Annotated in this window: 16 protein-coding genes and 1 tRNA gene; 10 read left to right on the top strand and 7 right to left on the bottom strand. The window is 70.3% G+C overall.

Features of this window, described 5'->3' with window-relative positions:
• Window positions 1-32 precede the first annotated feature (32 nt).
• Window positions 33-104: transfer RNA gene (locus ACWD2L_RS30780), tRNA-Cys, on the bottom strand.
• A 390-nt stretch (window positions 105-494) separates the two neighbouring features.
• Here ACWD2L_RS30780 and ACWD2L_RS30775 point away from each other — a divergent pair.
• The 4 genes from ACWD2L_RS30775 (at window position 495) to ACWD2L_RS30760 (ending at window position 5,753) form a co-directional block, all read left to right on the top strand.
• The gene (locus ACWD2L_RS30775; protein ID WP_351338210.1) at window positions 495-1,913 is read left to right on the top strand and encodes an MFS transporter; all 1,419 of its coding nucleotides are present in this window, start codon (window positions 495-497) and stop codon (window positions 1,911-1,913) included.
• A gap of 147 nt (window positions 1,914-2,060) precedes the next feature.
• The gene (locus tag ACWD2L_RS30770) at window positions 2,061-3,863 is read left to right on the top strand and encodes a DEAD/DEAH box helicase (protein WP_351338213.1); all 1,803 of its coding nucleotides are present in this window, start codon (window positions 2,061-2,063) and stop codon (window positions 3,861-3,863) included.
• A 281-nt stretch (window positions 3,864-4,144) separates the two neighbouring features.
• Entirely contained in the window at window positions 4,145-4,786 is a 642-nt protein-coding gene (locus ACWD2L_RS30765; protein WP_351338215.1) for an IclR family transcriptional regulator, read from the top strand.
• A 175-nt stretch (window positions 4,787-4,961) separates the two neighbouring features.
• The gene (locus ACWD2L_RS30760) at window positions 4,962-5,753 is read left to right on the top strand and encodes a YlbL family protein (protein ID WP_351338218.1); all 792 of its coding nucleotides are present in this window, start codon (window positions 4,962-4,964) and stop codon (window positions 5,751-5,753) included.
• A 12-nt stretch (window positions 5,754-5,765) separates the two neighbouring features.
• On the opposite strand, the gene ACWD2L_RS30755 is transcribed toward ACWD2L_RS30760, so the two are convergent.
• From ACWD2L_RS30755 to ACWD2L_RS30735, 5 genes are read right to left on the bottom strand one after another with little or no spacing between them, the layout of a single operon-like run.
• Window positions 5,766-6,770 (bottom strand): glycine betaine ABC transporter substrate-binding protein, encoded by a 1,005-nt coding sequence (locus ACWD2L_RS30755; RefSeq protein WP_451192624.1) that lies wholly within the window; start codon window positions 6,768-6,770, stop codon window positions 5,766-5,768.
• Window positions 6,767-7,639: an ABC transporter permease gene (locus ACWD2L_RS30750; protein ID WP_351338222.1), complete on the bottom strand. Its 873-nt coding sequence runs from the start codon at window positions 7,637-7,639 to the stop codon at window positions 6,767-6,769. The genes ACWD2L_RS30755 and ACWD2L_RS30750 overlap by 4 nt, the downstream gene beginning before the upstream one ends.
• Window positions 7,636-8,919 (bottom strand): betaine/proline/choline family ABC transporter ATP-binding protein, encoded by a 1,284-nt coding sequence (locus ACWD2L_RS30745; RefSeq protein WP_351338224.1) that lies wholly within the window; start codon window positions 8,917-8,919, stop codon window positions 7,636-7,638. The genes ACWD2L_RS30750 and ACWD2L_RS30745 overlap by 4 nt, the downstream gene beginning before the upstream one ends.
• Window positions 8,912-9,559, bottom strand: a complete 648-nt coding sequence (locus ACWD2L_RS30740) for an ABC transporter permease (RefSeq protein WP_351338225.1) — start codon at window positions 9,557-9,559, stop codon at window positions 8,912-8,914. Before ACWD2L_RS30740 ends, ACWD2L_RS30745 begins: the two co-directional genes overlap by 8 nt.
• A 34-nt stretch (window positions 9,560-9,593) precedes the next feature.
• Entirely contained in the window at window positions 9,594-10,064 is a 471-nt protein-coding gene (locus ACWD2L_RS30735; protein ID WP_351338227.1) for an Lrp/AsnC family transcriptional regulator, read from the bottom strand.
• Window positions 10,065-10,213: 149 nt separating this feature from the next.
• On the opposite strand from ACWD2L_RS30735, the gene hppD reads away from it, so the two are divergent.
• The 5 genes from hppD (at window position 10,214) to ACWD2L_RS30710 (ending at window position 14,210) form a co-directional block, all read left to right on the top strand.
• A complete protein-coding gene (gene hppD / locus ACWD2L_RS30730) occupies window positions 10,214-11,359 on the top strand; it encodes a 4-hydroxyphenylpyruvate dioxygenase (protein ID WP_351338229.1) in 1,146 nt (381 codons plus the stop codon).
• A 31-nt stretch (window positions 11,360-11,390) separates the two neighbouring features.
• The gene (locus ACWD2L_RS30725; RefSeq protein ID WP_351338232.1) at window positions 11,391-11,675 is read left to right on the top strand and encodes a hypothetical protein; all 285 of its coding nucleotides are present in this window, start codon (window positions 11,391-11,393) and stop codon (window positions 11,673-11,675) included.
• Window positions 11,668-11,970, top strand: a complete 303-nt coding sequence (locus ACWD2L_RS30720) for an SH3-like domain-containing protein (RefSeq protein ID WP_351338235.1) — start codon at window positions 11,668-11,670, stop codon at window positions 11,968-11,970. The genes ACWD2L_RS30725 and ACWD2L_RS30720 overlap by 8 nt, the downstream gene beginning before the upstream one ends.
• Window positions 11,960-12,547, top strand: coding sequence for a nitrile hydratase subunit alpha (gene nthA / locus ACWD2L_RS30715; protein WP_351338238.1), 588 nt, complete (start codon window positions 11,960-11,962; stop codon window positions 12,545-12,547). The genes ACWD2L_RS30720 and nthA overlap by 11 nt, the downstream gene beginning before the upstream one ends.
• 292 nt (window positions 12,548-12,839) lie before the next feature.
• Window positions 12,840-14,210: an FAD-binding oxidoreductase gene (locus ACWD2L_RS30710; RefSeq protein ID WP_351343916.1), complete on the top strand. Its 1,371-nt coding sequence runs from the start codon at window positions 12,840-12,842 to the stop codon at window positions 14,208-14,210.
• 31 nt (window positions 14,211-14,241) lie between these two features.
• Here the strand turns inward: ACWD2L_RS30710 and ACWD2L_RS30705 are convergent, their stop codons facing one another.
• Window positions 14,242-14,721 carry an SsgA family sporulation/cell division regulator gene (locus ACWD2L_RS30705; RefSeq protein ID WP_351343913.1) on the bottom strand — a complete coding sequence of 160 codons (480 nt, stop codon included), beginning with the start codon at window positions 14,719-14,721 and terminating at the stop codon, window positions 14,242-14,244.
• A 232-nt stretch (window positions 14,722-14,953) separates the two neighbouring features.
• On the opposite strand from ACWD2L_RS30705, the gene ACWD2L_RS30700 reads away from it, so the two are divergent.
• Window positions 14,954-16,369: an RDD family protein gene (locus tag ACWD2L_RS30700; RefSeq protein ID WP_351343910.1), complete on the top strand. Its 1,416-nt coding sequence runs from the start codon at window positions 14,954-14,956 to the stop codon at window positions 16,367-16,369.
• The last annotated feature ends 56 nt before the right edge of the window (window positions 16,370-16,425 follow it).

The following is a 16,425-nucleotide window of genomic DNA, read 5'->3' as shown; positions in this document are numbered from 1 at the left end:
CTTCCCGCGGGGCGCCCCTTCCTCGTGCACAGAGGCCGTGACCGGAATCGAACCGGTGTAATTCGCTTTGCAGGCGAATCCCTAAACCACTCGGGCACACGGCCAAGCTGCCGCTCACGCTACGGGCCCGCGATCACCGTCCTCAAGGCCTCCCGGCGCCCCGCAACGCGACTGCCACACGCCGTTCATACAAGCCCCCACCCCACCCCTTCCCGACAGTCCTGCCGGACGGGCCTGCTCAATCGCCGCAGGGGCTGTAAGCAGTCCTGCCGGACGGGCCTGTTCAATCGCCGCAGGGGCTGTAAGCAGTCCTGCCGGGCGGGCCTGTTCAATCGCCGCAGGGGCTGTAAGCAGCCCCGCTCTTGTGACGAGAGCCCGCGGGGTCCGGGGCGGAGCCCCGAGGCGTGGGGGCCGGTGGCCTACGACCAACGGACCAGCCGGGCCCCGTCTCCCGACAGGGGTCAGCGCCGGAAACGCCTCTTACCCTGAACCGCATGGCCGCCCTCGAAAACGACACCATCATCGCCGCGTCGGAGACCGAAGGCGTCCTCGGCCGCACCTACCGCGCACTCAGCATCGGCATCGTCACCGTCGTGCTGCTCATCGCCTTCGAGGCGACCGCCGTGGGAACCGCGATGCCCGTGGCGGCCCGGGAGTTGGACGGCGTGTCGCTGTACGCGTTCGCGTTCTCCGGCTTCTTCACGACCAGCCTGTTCGGGATGGTGCTCGCCGGGCAGTGGGCCGACCGGAGCGGGCCCCTCGGCCCCGTCACCGCCGGGATCGGGTCCTTCGCCGCGGGGCTCGTGCTCGCCGGGACCGCGGGCACCATGTGGATGTTCATCGCCGGGCGGGCCGTGCAGGGGCTCGGCGGCGGACTGGTGATCGTCGGGCTCTACGTAGTGGTCAGCAGGGCCTACCCGGAGCGGTTGCGGCCAGCGATCATGGCGGCGTTCGCGGCGAGCTGGGTCGTGCCGTCGATCGTCGGGCCGCTGGCGTCCGGGGCTGTGACCGAGCACCTCGGCTGGCGCTGGGTGTTCCTCGGGATCCCGGTCCTCGTCGTGCTGCCGCTCGCGCTCGCGCTCCCCGAGGTGCGGCGGCGGGCCGGCGGGCCGCCCGAGGGCGCCGCCCCTGCCGCCTTCGACCGGCGCAGGATCCGGCTCGCCCTCGGCATCTCGGCCGGCGCCGGGCTGCTCCAGTACGCCGCCCAGGACCTGCGGCCGCTGTCCCTGCTCCCCGCCGCCGTCGGCCTTGCCCTGCTCGTGCCGTCGGTGCTCGGGCTGCTGCCCCGTGGCACGTACCGGGCGGCGCGCGGGCTTCCGTCCGTGGTGCTGCTGCGCGGGATCTCGGCCGGGTCGTTCATCGCGGCCGAGTCCTTCGTGCCGCTGATGCTGGTGACGCAGCGGGGCCTCAGCCCCACGCTCGCCGGGCTCTCCCTCGCCGCGGGCGGCGGCACCTGGGCGTTCGGTTCGTGGCTTCAGTCCCGGCCGCGCGTCGAGCCGTACCGGGAGCGGCTCGTCGCCGGGGGCATGGTGCTGGTCGCCGCGGCCGTCGCGGTCGCGCCGAGCGTGCTGATCCAGGCCGTGCCCGTGTGGACGGTGGCCGTCGCGTGGGCCTTCGGCTGCCTGGGGATGGGGCTCGTGATCTCGTCCACGTCCGTGCTGCTGTTGCAGCTGTCCGCGCCCGAGGAGGCCGGGACGAACTCCGCCGCGCTCCAGATCTCCGACGGGCTCTCGAACGCGCTGCTGCTCGCCGCCGGCGGCGCCGCCTTCGCGGCCCTCGGCGGGGGAGCGGTGGGGCACGGTGTCGCGCAGGGGGCCGGGGGCTCGCACCCGGCCGCGTTCACCGCCGTGTTCCTGCCGATGTCGGCCGTCGCGCTGGTGGGCGTATGGGTGGCCTCACGGCTGCGGAAGTAGACGCGGCAGCCGCCCAGTTGATCTGTGACACACGTCCCAACCACCCCGCCCCCGGCCTCGCCCGGCGCGCTCGTCAACCTCGGCACCGGTAGGGTGGCCCGGTTGTCATACGTAGCCGTGCCGTCCAGCTTTGAGTAACCGGAGACCGTGACTACTACATCCACCACTCCGTCTGCCTCGTCCGCCCATCTGTCACCCGCATTCCCCGGCCGCGCCCCCTGGGGCACGGCCAACAAGCTGCGTGCGTGGCAGCAGGGTGCGATGGACCGGTACATCCAGGAGCAGCCGCGCGACTTCCTCGCGGTCGCGACCCCGGGCGCCGGCAAGACCACGTTCGCGCTCACCCTCGCGTCCTGGATGCTGCACCACCACGTCGTGCAGCAGGTCACCGTGGTCGCGCCGACCGAGCACCTGAAGAAGCAGTGGGCCGAGGCCGCCGCGCGGATAGGCATCAAGCTGGACCCCGAGTACAGCGCGGGACCGCTCAGCAAGGAGTACCAGGGCGTCGCCGTCACATACGCGGGTGTGGGCGTGCGGCCGATGCTGCACCGCAACCGCAGCGAGCAGCGCAAGACGCTCGTCATCCTCGACGAGATCCACCACGCCGGTGACTCGAAGTCGTGGGGCGAGGCCTGCTTGGAGGCCTTCGAGCCGGCCACCCGCCGCCTCGCGCTCACCGGTACGCCGTTCCGCTCCGACACCAACCCGATCCCCTTCGTCCAGTACGAGGAGGGCAGGGACGGCATCCGGCGCTCGGCCGCCGACTACACGTACGGCTACGGTCAGGCGCTCGCCGACAGCGTCGTGCGGCCGGTCATCTTCCTCTCGTACAGCGGCAACATGCGCTGGCGCACGAAGGCCGGTGACGAGATCGCGGCCCGGCTCGGCGAGCCGATGACCAAGGACGCCGTCAGCCAGGCCTGGCGCACCGCGCTCGACCCGCGCGGCGAGTGGATGCCGAGCGTGCTGCGCGCCGCCGACGCCCGCCTCACCGAGGTCAGGAAGGGCATCCCGGACGCGGGCGCCCTCGTCATCGCCTCCGACCAGGACTCGGCCCGCGCGTACGCGAAGCTGATCCGCGAGATCACCGGCAGCAGGGCCACAGTCGTGCTCTCCGACGACACCGGCGCCTCGAAGCGGATCGACGAGTTCGCGGCGGGCGACGACCGGTGGATGGTCGCCGTCCGCATGGTGTCCGAAGGCGTCGACGTGCCGCGCCTCGCGGTCGGCGTGTACGCCACGACGATCTCCACGCCGCTCTTCTTCGCGCAGGCGGTCGGCCGCTTCGTGCGATCGCGGCGCCGCGGCGAGACCGCGTCCGTCTTCCTGCCCACCGTCCCCGACCTGCTCGGCTTCGCCAACGAGATGGAGGTCGAGCGCGACCACGTCCTCGACAAGCCGAAGAAGGACGAGGAGGAGGACCCCTACGCCGAGTCCGAGAAGGAGATGGACGAGGCGAACCAGGAGCAGGACGAGGACACGGGGGAGCAGGAACAGTTCTCCTTCGAGGCCCTCGAGTCCGAGGCCACCTTCGACCGGGTCACGTACAACGGCGCCGATTTCGGCATGCAGGCGCACCCCGGCAGCGAGGAGGAGCAGGACTACCTCGGCATCCCCGGCCTCCTCGAACCCGACCAGGTGCAGCAGCTCCTCCAGAAGCGGCAGGCGCGGCAGATCGCGCACAGCAAGAAGAAGCCGGACAGCGAGGCCGACCTCCTGGAGCTGCCCGCGGAGCGCCGCCCCGTCGTCTCCCACAAGGAGCTGATGGAGCTGCGCAAGAAGCTGAACACCATCGTCGGCGCGTACGTGCATCAGACCGGGAAGCCGCACGGTGTGATCCACACCGAGCTGCGCCGGGTGTGCGGGGGGCCGCCGAGCGCGGAGGCGACCGGCGGACAGCTGCGCCAGCGCATCGCCAAGGTGCAGGAATGGGCCACCCGCATGAAGTGACATGGGGATCAAGTGCGGGCAATCGCGCACATCTCCGGCCGTTGACTGACCGGATTCTGGACGGAGTCTTCCGCTCAGCGGGACGACCTCGCTACATTCCGGGCAACGCACACGCCCCGTGGCAGAGCCGCCGCGGAGCGCAGCCGGTGCGTAAAAGACAGCCGTAAGCAGCCCAGCGCCTGATCACCGACCGGCGGCCTCTGACGCGCGTCGCCCACGGGACAGGTGACGCGACCCCCGCGCAGGAGGCCGCCGTCCCTCACCACTAAGGAGTGGGCGTCGTGACCGCGGAGACCTCCCAGACGCTCGACCGGGGACTGCGCGTCCTCAAACTGCTCGCAGACACCGACCACGGCCTGACCGTCACCGAGCTCTCCAACAAGCTCGGCGTCAACCGGACGGTCGTCTACCGCCTGCTGGCCACCCTTGAGCAGCACGCCCTCGTCCGCCGCGACCTGGGCGGGCGAGCCCGTGTCGGCCTCGGCGTCCTCCGCCTGGGCCGCCAGGTGCACCCGCTGGTCCGCGAAGCCGCCCTCCCGGCGCTGCGGGCACTCGCCGAGGACATCGGGGCGACGGCCCATCTCACGCTGGTGGACGGTACGGAGGCCCTCGCCGTGGCCGTCGTCGAGCCGACCTGGACCGATTACCACGTGGCGTACCGCACGGGCTTCCGGCACCCGCTCGACCGGGGTGCCGCGGGTCGCGCCATCCTCGGCGCGCGTCAGGGTGTGCTCCCCGAGACCGGCTACACCCTCACGCATGGCGAACTGGAGGCCGGTGCGAGTGGGGCGGCGGCGCCGCTCCTGGGTGTGACCGGGCTGGAGGGCAGCGTGGGCGTCGTCATGCTCTCGGACTCCGTCCCGGAACGCGTTGGCACCCGGGTCCTGGACGCGGCCCGCGAGGTGGCGGACGCACTCCGCTAATCCCTCCAAGCCCCCACCCCACCCCTTCCCGAAAGTCCTGCCGGACGGGCCTGCTCAATCGCCGCAGGGGCTCCCATGGAGCCCCGCCGGCGACTGAGGCGCGGGGTCCGGGGCGGAGCCCCGTGGCCGCAACGCCGTCGCCGGTGGAACAACAACGCCACGTTAGAGTCAACCCGTGCTCAATCGCCTCAGCCGCCCCACCGCCCTGGCCCTCTGCGCCGCCCCCGTCATCGCGCTGCTCGCGGTGGCGGGCTTCGCCCCGCTCCCGTTCTCCGTGGCCCAGCCGGGCCCCACGACGAACGTCCTGGGGAAGTCGGACGGCAAACCCGTCATCGACATCAGCGGCGCCCCCACCCGCCCCACGGAGGGCAAACTCCGCGCGGTGACCATCGTGGCGACCGGCCCCGACGCCTCCGTGCACCTCGGCGACGTACTCGACGGCTGGTTCGCCGAGGACCGGGCCGTCATGCCGCGCGACGCCGTGTACCCGTCGGGCGACTCGACCAAGGAGGTCGAGCAGCACAACCAGCAGGAGATGAAGGGCTCACAGGACGCCGCGACGGAGGCCGCCCTGGCCTACCTCGGCAAGCCCTCGAAGGACATCAAGGTCGACCTCCAGCTCGGCGACGTCGGCGGCCCGAGCGCCGGCCTGCTCTTCTCCCTCGGCATCATCGACATGCTGGACGGCGACGGCAGCGGCGGCGACCTCACCGGCGGAAAGTCCATCGCGGGCACCGGCACCATCGACGCCAAGGGCAAGGTCGGCCCGGTCGGCGGCGTATCTCTGAAGGTGCAGGCCGCCGACCGGGACGGCGCCACGGTCTTCCTCGTACCGAAGGCCGAGTGCTCGGACGCGAAGGCGTCGGCGCCGAAGTCGATGAAGCTGATCTCGGTGAGCACGCTCAAGGACACGATGACCGCGCTGACGAACATGGAGAAGGGCTCGGGCACCGTCCCGCAGTGCTGAGCCCTCAACGGCTCACTTGACGAACCCCTCCTTCACCAGCCAGTCCTTCGCCACGTCGTGCGGGTCCTGCCCGTCGACGTCCACCTTCGCGTTGAGGTCCCTGGCGACGGTGTTGTCGAGCTTCTTCGTGATCGGCTCCAGGACGTCCGCCATCGCCGGGTACTTCTTGAGCGCCTTGCTGTTGATCGAGGGCGCCGCGTTGTAGTTCGGGAAGAACTTCTTGTCGTCCTCCATGACGTTCAGCTTCATCGCCTTGATCCGGCCGTCGGTCGTGTAGACCTCGCCGTAGGTGCAACTCCCCTTGGACGCCTGGGTGTAGATGATGCCGCTGTCCATCTGCGTGAGGTTGGCGGCGGGCAGGTTCATCCCGTACGCCTTCTGCATGCCGGGCAGTCCGTCGGCCCGGTTGGCGAACTCGCTCTCCACGCACAGCGTGACGGCCTTCGGGTTCTTCTTGGCGAGCGCGGCGACGTCGGAGAGCGTCTTGGTGCCGTACTTCTTGAAGTTGGCGTCGTTCATGGCGAGCGCGTAGGTGTTGTTGAGCGAGGCCTGCGGCAGCCAGGTGATGCCGTTCTTCTTGTCGGCCTTGCGCACGGCCTCGTACTGCTGGTGCGGGTCGGTGATCGGGTCCGAGTTGCCGAGGTACGTGATCCAGGCCGTGCCCGTGTACTCGTACATGGCGTCGGCGTCACCGGACTTGATGGCCTCGCGGGCGCCGATGGAGCCCTGGATGCCGGTCCGGTCGAGGACGTCCGCGCCGGCCGCCTTGAACGCGATGCCCATGATCGCGCCGAGCACCAGCTGCTCGGTGAACTCCTTCGACGTGACGGTGATGTCCGCGCCCGCCAGGGGCTTGTCCTTGCCGATGGAGCCGGGCTGCACGTCGTCGACCAGCGGGCTGCCACTGGTCAGTCCGCAGCCGCTCGCGAGGAGCGCGATCCCGCAGCTCGCCGCGACCGCCACCCGCACGCGGTACTTCACAGGCTTCACGGGTTTCATGTGCTTCACGGGACTCATGTGCGCACCTCCAACCCGCGCGGGCGCAACAGCAGTTCGGCCAGCGAGGCCAGCCAGTCGACGAGCAGGGCCAGCGCGATCGTCAGGATCGAGCCGAGCATCAGGACCGGCATCCGCTGGTTGGTGATGCCGGTGGTGATGAGGACACCGAGGCCGCCGCCACCGCCGAAGGTGGCCAGCGTCGCCGTACCGACGTTGAGGACGAGCGCCGTGCGCACGCCCGCGAGGATCAGCGGTACGGCGAGCGGGAGTTCGACCTTGCGGAGCACCCCCAGCTGCGACATCCCGATGCCCTTCGCCGCTTCGAGCAGCGTCGGATCGTTGGCCTTCAGGCCCGCGATGGTGTTGGAGAGAACCGGCAGAATCGCGTAGATGATGATGCCGATCAGGGCCGAACGCTCGCCGATGCCCAGCCAGATGACGAGCAGGGCGAGCAGGCCGATGGCCGGGGTCGCCTGGCCCATGTTGGCGATCGCCAGGGCGAACGGGGTGGCCTTGCGGAACATCTTGCGGGTCAGCAGGATCCCCAGCGGGATCGCGATGATCAGCACGAAGAACGTCGAGATCACCGTCAGGGTGATGTGCTGGCGCAGCGCCTTGCCCACCGCGCCGCCCGAGATGGCGTTCTCGGAGATCGTGTCGAGGTCCGCGTTGCGGAACCAGAGCCACGTGATCAGCAGGACGAGGATCAGGAACACCGGAAGGAACGTCAGCTTCTTCCAGGTGATGCGGGACGGTTCCTTGCGGGTGGGCGGCGCGGGCGCCTCCTGCTCGCCCTGGCCCTCGTCGCGGAACGCGAGGCCCTTGACCTCGTGCTCGCCCTCGGGGCGCGCGCCCTTCGGAGGCGACTTTCGGGACGGAGTGCTCACGCCTTCACCTCCCCGTCGGTGCCCTGGGAGCCCTCCTGCTCCAGATGCGTCTGCTCGGCGCGCTTCTCCTCCAACTCGTGCTGGTGCTCGACGGCTTCGAGGCGGTCGGCCTCCAGGAGTTCGTGCACGGAGTTCATCAGCGTCTCCATGTCGACGACGCCCTCGTACGCGCCGCGTCGCCCGGTCACCGCGACACGGCCCGCGTTGTCCGTGAGGACCGCTTCGAGGGCGTCGCGCAGCGTCGCGTCGTACGTCACCGTGTCGTGCACGAGGGTGCCCGCGCGGGCGAGGGAGCCCTTGGCGCGCATCAGGTCGCCGCGGCGCAGCCACTTGTAGGGACGGCCGCGCTTGTCGAGCAGCAGCAGCTCGTTCGTGCCGGCGGCCCGCAGCTTGTTGAAGATGTCCTGCAACGGGTCGTCGACGCTCACCGTCGGATAGTCGGTGACCTCGACGTCGCGTACGCGGGTGAGGTTGAGGCGCTTGAGGGCGGCGCCCGCGCCCACGAACCCGGAGACGAAGTCGTCCGCCGGGTTGGTGAGGATCGCCTCCGGGGTGTCGAACTGCGCGATGTGCGACTTCTCGCGGAGCACCGCGATCCGGTCGCCGAGCTTGATCGCCTCGTCGAAGTCGTGCGTGACGAAGACGATCGTCTTGTGCAGCTCGTGCTGGAGCCGGATCAGCTCGTCCTGGAGGTGGTCCCGGGTGATCGGGTCGACGGCGCCGAACGGCTCGTCCATCAGCAGGACGGGCGGGTCGGCCGCCAACGCCCTTGCCACGCCCACGCGTTGCTGCTGCCCGCCGGAGAGCTGACGCGGGTACCGGCCGTGGTACTCGGCGGCGTCGAGACCGACGAGATCGAGCATCTCCTCCACCCGCGCCTTGATCTTCGACTTGGACCAGCCGATCATCTTCGGCACCAGCGCGATGTTCTGGGCGACCGTCATGTGCGGGAAGAGCCCGGAGGACTGGATCGCGTAGCCGACCTTCCGGCGCAGCTTCACCGGGTCCATGTCGGTGACGTCCTCGCCGCCGATGCGGATGCGCCCGCCGGTCGGCTCGATCAGGCGGTTGATCATCTTCAGCGTCGTGGACTTCCCGCAGCCGGACGGGCCGACGAAGATGATCAGCTCGCCGGGCTTGATCTCCATGTTGACGTTGTCCACGGCGGGCTCGCTGGAGCCGGGGTAGCGCTTGGTGAGGTTCTCCAGCTCGATGCTGGCGCCGGACGGCTGCGGGGTCCCGGACGCCTCGGGGGCTTCGGTCGTCGTGGTGTCAGGCACGGATCCCCCTCGGGATGGTCAGCCGTCCGATGAGGACGTACGCGGCGTCGAAGAGCAGGGCGAGGATGATGATGCCGAGCGTTCCGGCGAGCACCTGGTTGAGCGCGTTGGCGCTGCCCAGGGAGGCGATGCCGCGGAAGATCTCGTTGCCGAGTCCGGGGCCCGAGGCGAACGCGGCGATGGCGGCGATCCCCATCAGCATCTGCGTGGAGACCCGGATCCCGGTGAGGATCGGCGGCCAGGCGAGCGGCAGCTCCACCTTGAACAGCCGGGCGGTCCGGGACATCCCGATGCCCTTCGCCGCGTCGATCAGCGCGGGGTCGACGCCGCGCAGGCCCACGATCGCGTTCCGCACGATCGGCAGCAGCCCGTACAGGGTGAGCGCGATGACGGTCGGCGCGACACCGAGGCCCACGACCGGGATCAGCAGACCGATCATGGCGAGGGAGGGGATGGTCAGAATGGTCGAGGTGGCGGTCGTCGCCAGGTTCCCGGCCCATTCACTGCGGTACGAGACGATGCCGATGGCGATGCCGATCAAGGTCGCCAGGAGCATGCACTGGAAGACGGCGCTCGCGTGCTGATAGGCGTCGGCGAGCAGCTGCTGGTGCCGGGCCGACAGGTAGTCCCAGAAGTTCATCGCACCTCACTCCCGGGCGGTGCTCGGATAGCCGTCAGGAATCTCCTGACGCCTGCTCCACCAGCGGGATGATCCGCAACGGAACAGGATTTTCCATGACGATCGCCGTGGAAGCCCGGACGATGCCATCAAATCCGACAACCCGGTCGATCACACGTTGAAGATCCGCGTTCGAGCGGGCCACGAGCCGGCACAGCATGTCCCCGCTGCCGGTCGTCGTGTGCAGTTCCAGGACCTCGGGGACGCCACCCAAATGGGTCCTGACGTCGGCTCCTTGCCCCTGCCTGATCTGCAGCGTCGCGAACGCGGTGACCGGGTAGCCGAGCGCCGCGGGGTCCACCTGGGGGCCGAACCCGCGGATGACTCCGTTCGAGGTAAGCCGGTCGAGGCGGGCCTGCACGGTGCCGCGCGCCACGCCGAGCCGGCGGGACATCTCGAGCACCCCGATCCGGGGCTCGCGCGCGAGCAGCACGATGAGCCGCCCGTCCAGATCGTCGATCGCCATGTACGCCTCCGTCGCCGTCCCGTCGCCGCCCCGTCCCCGGGTGGTCACCCTGTACAAGCAGCCCGAAGAAACGGGCCGTGCACTGGTCACATTGCCCAGCAAAAACGCAAACTATTGCGCACCTTGCGGACCGGCGGGAACCTCACGGTATGACGCAGACCACACACCACACCCCCGACACCGCACGGCAGGCCGACCCCTTCCCGGTCAAGGGGATGGACGCGGTCGTCTTCGCCGTGGGCAACGCCAAGCAGGCCGCGCACTACTACTCGACCGCCTTCGGCATGAAGCTCGTTGCCTACTCCGGACCGGAGAACGGCAGCCGAGAGACGGCCTCCTACGTCCTCACCAACGGCTCGGCCCGCTTCGTCTTCACCTCCGTCATCAAGGCCGCCAGCGAGTGGGGCCGCTTCCTCGAAGCGCATGTGGCGGCGCACGGCGACGGCGTCGTCGACCTCGCCATCGAGGTCCCCGACGCGCGCGCCGCGTACGCCTACGCGACGGAGCACGGCGCCCGCGGCCTCACCGAGCCGTACGAGGCGAAGGACGAGCACGGCACCGTCGTGCGCGCCGCCATCGCCACGTACGGCAAGACCCGCCACACCCTCGTCGAGCGCACCGGCTACGACGGCCCGTACCTGCCCGGCTTCGCGGCCGCCGCCCCGATCGTCGAGCCGGCCGAGCAGCGCACCTTCCAGGCCATCGACCACTGCGTCGGCAACGTCGAACTCGGCAAGATGAACGAGTGGGTCGGCTTCTACAACAAGGTCATGGGCTTCACGAACATGAAGGAGTTCGTCGGCGACGACATCGCGACCGAGTACAGCGCGCTGATGTCGAAGGTGGTCGCGGACGGCACCCTGAAGGTCAAGTTCCCCATCAACGAACCCGCCATCGCCAAGAAGAAGTCCCAGATCGACGAGTACCTGGAGTTCTACGGCGGTGCGGGCGTCCAGCACATTGCGCTCGCCACGAACGACATCGTCGCCTCGGTCAAGGCCATGCGCGCGGCCGGAGTCCAGTTCCTGGACACCCCGGACTCGTACTACGACACGCTCGGCGAGTGGGCGGGCGAGACCCGCGTGCCCGTCGAGACGCTGCGCGAGCAGAAGATCCTCGTCGACCGCGACGAGGACGGCTACCTGCTGCAGATCTTCACCAAGCCGGTCCAGGACAAGCCGACCGTGTTCTTCGAGATGATCGAGCGGCACGGCTCCATGGGCTTCGGCAAGGGCAACTTCAAGGCGCTCTTCGAGGCGATCGAGCGGGAGCAGGAGAAGCGCGGAAACCTGTAGATCTTCCAGGGAGCGCGTTTAGGCTGGCCGTATGGCCAGGATGAACGACGTAGGCGGAACGACAGGGTTCGGCGCCATCGACACCAGCGATGACGCCGAACCCTTCCACGCGGACTGGGAGGCGCGGGTCTTCGCGCTCCAGCGCGCGCTGCTCGTCCAGAAGGTCTTCAACCTCGACGAGTTCCGGGACGCGATCGAGACGATGCCGCCGCAGGAGTACCTGGCGGCCTCGTACTACGAGCGCTGGTTCCACGCGATCCGCACGCTCCTCGAACGCAAGGGAGTCATCGAGGAGGGGGCGCTCGACCGTGTCTGAGTCCGAGCAACCCGCCTACGTAGCCGGTGACTTGGTCCGTACGTACCGGCACGACCCGCCGCACCACACCCGGCTGCCGCGCTACGCCCGCGGCAAGCTCGGAGTCGTCGTCGAGCCGGAGGGCCGGGCGCCGCTCGCCGACGTGCGGGCGCAGGGGCGGGGCAACGCGCCCGACGAGATGATCTACGCGGTGCGGTTCGCGGCGCGTGAGCTGTGGGGCGAGGGCGGGCACGACGTGGTCCTCGACCTGTCCGAGAGCTACTTGCGGAAGGCGGGGCCCGGCGATGAGCGGTAACCATGACGACGCGGTGATCTCCCGCCAAGTACGGCTCCTGGAGAGCCTGTTGGAGGAGAAGGGCATCGTCGGCGGCGAGACGGTCGACGAGGTCATCGACGGGTTCCTCGCGGGTGCGTCGCCGGTCAACGGGGCGAAGGTCGTGGCCCGTGCCTGGATCGACCCGGCGTTCAAGGCGCGGCTGCTCGCGGACGGTTCGACGGCCGTCGCCGAACTGGGCTTCTCCTCCGGGGGAGTTCAGCCCCAGCGGCTGCGGGTCACCGAGAACACGGAGAGCGTGCACAACATGATCGTGTGCACGCTGTGCTCCTGCTATCCGCTGCGGCTCCTCGGGCCGTCTCCCGGCTGGTACAAGAGCGAGGCGTACCGCTCCCGCGTGGTCCGCGAACCCCGGGCTGTACTGGGCGAGTTCGGAGTCACGCTGCCCGATGCCACCAAGGTCACCGTCTGGGACTCCAGCGCGGAAACCCGCTACATGGTCCTGCCACGCCGCCCCACCGCCACGGATGCCCTGAGCGAGAACCAACTCGCCGCCCTGATCACCCGCAACGGCCTGATCGGCACGGCGCTGGTGTAACCCGTGTGAGCCCGGTGCGGCACATTCAAGCCCCTGCGGCGATTGAGCAGCGGGGTCCGGGGCAGAGCCCCGAGTCGTCAACCCCGGCACCGCCTGCTCAATCGCCGCAGGGGCTCAAAAGATTGGGGCGCTGCCCCATACCCCGCTGCTCAATCGCCGCAGGGGCTTGATATGCCGCACCGGGCTCAAGGGAGCCGCAGAGTCCGGGCTCAAGAGAGCCGCAGAGTCCGGGCTCACGGCAGCCACAGGCTTGGGGGTTCACACGCTCGGCACGGAGTGCGAGGGTGTGATCATGAGCCGCACCCTCATGGAAGAGCTCCGCACGGGCCTGCCCGCGGAAGCCATCATCGTCGACGCCGACGTCACCACCTCCTACGCCCACGACATGGCCAGCTTCTGCGACGCCGGCACCCCCGCCGTCGTCGTCCTGCCGCGCACCGTCGAAGAGGTACAGCACGTGATGCGCACGGCGACCGCGCTGCGCGTCCCGGTCGTCCCGCAGGGCGCCCGCACGGGCCTGTCGGGCGGGGCGAACGCGAGCGAGGGCTGCATCGTCCTCTCGCTCGTCAAGATGGACCGCATCCTGGAGATCAACCCGGTCGACCGGATCGCCGTCGTCGAACCGGGTGTCATCAACGCCACGCTCTCCCGCAAGGTCAACGAGCACGGGCTCTACTACCCGCCGGACCCCTCCAGCTGGGAAATGTGCACCATCGGCGGCAACATCGGCACGGCCTCCGGCGGCCTGTGCTGCGTGAAGTACGGGGTGACGGCGGAGTACGTGCTCGGGCTCGACGTCGTCCTCGCCGACGGCCGACTGCTCCAGACCGGCAGGCGCACCGCCAAGGGCGTCGCCGGCTACGACCTGACGCGGCTCTTCGTCGGCTCCGAGGGCAGCCTCGGTATCGTCGTGAAGGCGACGCTCGCGCTCAAGCCGCAGCCGCCCCAACAGCTCGTGCTGGCAGCCGAGTTCGCCTCGGCGGAGGCCGCCTGCGACGCGGTCTGCCGGATCATGGAGGGCGGGCACGTGCCGTCGCTGCTCGAACTCATGGACCGTACGACGGTGAAGGCCGTCAACGACATGGCCAACATGGGCCTGCCGGAGACCACGGAGGCGCTGCTCCTCGCCGCCTTCGACACCCCGGAACCCGTAAAGGATCTGGAAGCCGTCGGCGCGCTGTGCGAGGCCGCGGGCGCCACCCAGGTCGTGCCCGCCGAGGACGCCGCGGAGTCCGAACTGCTGCTCCAGGCGCGGCGGTTGTCGCTCACCGCCCTCGAAGCGGTCAAGGGCACCACGATGATCGACGACGTGTGCGTGCCGCGCTCCAGGCTCGGCGAGCTGCTCGAAGGCGTCGAGCGGATCGCGGAGAAGTACAACCTCACCATCGGCGTCTGTGCGCACGCGGGCGACGGCAACACGCACCCCACCGTCTGCTTCGACGCGCAGGACGCCGACGAGGGCCGCCGCGCCCGCGAGTCCTTCGACGAGATCATGGCACTCGGCCTCGAACTCGGCGGCACCATCACCGGCGAACACGGCGTCGGCGTACTCAAGAAGGAGTGGCTCGCCCGCGAGCTGGGCCCGGTGGGCGTCGAGATGCAGCAGGCGGTGAAGGCGGCCTTCGACCCGCAGGCCCTGCTCAACCCCGGCAAGCTGTTCTGACAGTGGAGGGCGCGGCCCCGGCCGCGCGCCCTCACAGGTCCTCGGAGGACGACTCGTCGCCCGGCCACGGGTCGCGCAGGTACAGGTCGTCGGTGGCCGGGGCCGTGGCCAGCAGAGCGGCCAGGGCATCGTCGATGCCGAGCTGATCCGCCTCCGTGCCGGGCGGCACCGCCCGCAGCGTCCGCTCCAGCCAGGCCGAGACCTGTGCGGTCGGCATCTCCAGCAGCGCGTCCCCGTCCGGCGAACTCAGCGCCACCAGCACCACGCTGCGCCCGTCGACCTTCGTCGGCCACACCCGCACGTCCCCGTGCCCGCACGGCCGGAACACGCCCTCCACGAGCAGCTCGCGGGCGAACGTCCAGTTCACCGGGTGATGCGAGCCGATGTGGAACGTGACGTGGACGGCGTAGGGGTCGTCGGTGCGGTAGGTCAGTCGGGCCGGGACGGGGATGCTCCGCTCCGGCGAGAGAACGAGCTTCAGTTCCAGTTCGCGTTCCACCACGGTGTGCATGTCGTGCGCTTCCTCTCCGTCGTACGGGTCCGGAGCGGGCCCGTTGGAAGGTGAGAGCACGATCCGGCGGGAGCATTACGCGAGTTCGGCGAAGAATTTTTCCGGTGTTCCGGCGCGGGCCCCAAGTTCCCCGGATAGTGGTCCGTAACGGCGGAGCGGCACGGGCGGGCGCGGCGGTCTGATAGATGTGGAACCCACAACAAGACCCCCGAGCAGATACGGGACGACGGACATGAGTGCGCCAACCCCGGCCCCCGGCGACGACAGGCCCCGCGAAGGCTACTACCCCGATCCGTCCATTCCCGGATATGTCCGGTACTGGAACGGGGCTGCGTGGGTTCCCGGCACCAGCCGCCCCGCCCCCTCCGACGGGCAATCCCTCCCGGCCCCGGCCGGAGCGGGCTCCGCCCCCGCCCCCACCTCGGCGTCCGAGCCCCCTCCCGCGGAGGAGACAGGACCCGTCTTCCTCGACGAGGAGCCCTCCGTGCGTACGGAGATGGGGCCCTCGGACCACGGGCACGATCACGGCGTGCCCGCGGCGCCCGAGCCCGCGTCCGCCTGGCAGGCCAACACCGCCCGGCAGGCGGGCTTCCGCGACGAGCAGGCCCACCGGGTCTCCTGGGGCTCCGCCCCGGGCGCAGAGAACCCCGAGCAGCCCGCTCCGGAGCCGTCCGCGCCGCCGGAGCGCACGGACGGCACGGTCAAGCTCCGCGCCATGCAGCAGCCGGGAGCCGGGCAGCCGGCCCCCGCCGACGGCACGATGGCGTTCCGGACGCTGCCGAAGCAGGACGGCGGCCAGGGCGGGTCCGCCGCGCCGGGGCAGTCCCAGGCGCAGTCCCGCGCGGGACTGAACCCGCAGCCCGCCCCGCAGCCCCCTGCCGCCCCGGCACAGCCGAACGTCCCGCAACAGCAGCCGCAGCAGCACCAGCCCCAGCAGCCGCAACAGCAGCAGCCGCCCCAGGCACAGGCCCACCTCCAGAGCCCCATGACGCAGGGGCCCGGCGGCGGCTCCCCTTCGTGGCCGCAACAGGTGCACCAACTGGCGGGCCAGGGACAGGGACAGGCCCAGGCGCCCGTGCCCGCAGCCGATCCGAGCGGCCCGGTGGCCCCGTTCAAGCCGGTGGCCAGCGACCCGTTCCTCGCCGCGGCGCAGGCCGCGGCGGCGGCCCGCCCGGCCGGGCTCGGCAAGCGGCTCGCGGCCCGGCTCATCGACTCGGTCGTCGTCGGCGCGGTCACCGCGGCCGTCGCTGTGCCGCTCGGCACCAAGGCCGCCGACCACATCAACGGCAAGATCGACGAGGCGAAGGCCTCCGGCCACCAGGTCACGGTCTGGCTGCTCGACGGCACGACGGGCACGTACTTCGGCATCATCCTCGCGGTGCTGCTCGTGGTCGGCACGCTCTACGAGGCGCTGCCGACGTCGAAGTGGGGCCAGACCCTCGGCAAGAAGCTGCTCGGCCTGACGGTCCGTGACATGGGGGAGCACGAGGCCCCGACGTTCGTCTCGGCCCTCAAGCGCTGGCTCGCCTACAGCGTGCCCGGCGTCCTCGTCGTGGGCGTCCTCGGCGTCCTGTGGGGCGCCTTCGACCGCCCGTGGCGCCAGTGCCTGCACGACAAGGTGGCGGGAACGTTCGTGGCGGCGGACTGACGGCCGGGGTCCGTCATCCGGACGGCGGCCCGCCACGTGCAGCGCGGGCGGGTTCG

The organism is Streptomyces sp. NPDC002754 (assembly GCF_053592315.1).
The sequence above is the reverse complement of the archived record's forward strand: the minus strand, read 5'-3'. Positions and strand labels throughout refer to the sequence as shown.

Coding starts and splice junctions, on each gene's coding strand:
- ACWD2L_RS30775 (WP_351338210.1), top strand. CDS start 495: ATGGCCGCCCTCGAAAACGACACCATCATCGCCGCGTCGGAGACCGAA.
- ACWD2L_RS30755 (WP_451192624.1), bottom strand. CDS start 6,770: ATGAGTCCCGTGAAGCACATGAAACCCGTGAAGCCTGTGAAGTACCGC.
- ACWD2L_RS30740 (WP_351338225.1), bottom strand. CDS start 9,559: ATGAACTTCTGGGACTACCTGTCGGCCCGGCACCAGCAGCTGCTCGCC.
- ACWD2L_RS30735 (WP_351338227.1), bottom strand. CDS start 10,064: ATGGCGATCGACGATCTGGACGGGCGGCTCATCGTGCTGCTCGCGCGC.
- hppD (WP_351338229.1), top strand. CDS start 10,214: ATGACGCAGACCACACACCACACCCCCGACACCGCACGGCAGGCCGAC.
- ACWD2L_RS30725 (WP_351338232.1), top strand. CDS start 11,391: ATGGCCAGGATGAACGACGTAGGCGGAACGACAGGGTTCGGCGCCATC.
- nthA (WP_351338238.1), top strand. CDS start 11,960: ATGAGCGGTAACCATGACGACGCGGTGATCTCCCGCCAAGTACGGCTC.
- ACWD2L_RS30710 (WP_351343916.1), top strand. CDS start 12,840: ATGAGCCGCACCCTCATGGAAGAGCTCCGCACGGGCCTGCCCGCGGAA.
- ACWD2L_RS30705 (WP_351343913.1), bottom strand. CDS start 14,721: ATGCACACCGTGGTGGAACGCGAACTGGAACTGAAGCTCGTTCTCTCG.
- ACWD2L_RS30700 (WP_351343910.1), top strand. CDS start 14,954: ATGAGTGCGCCAACCCCGGCCCCCGGCGACGACAGGCCCCGCGAAGGC.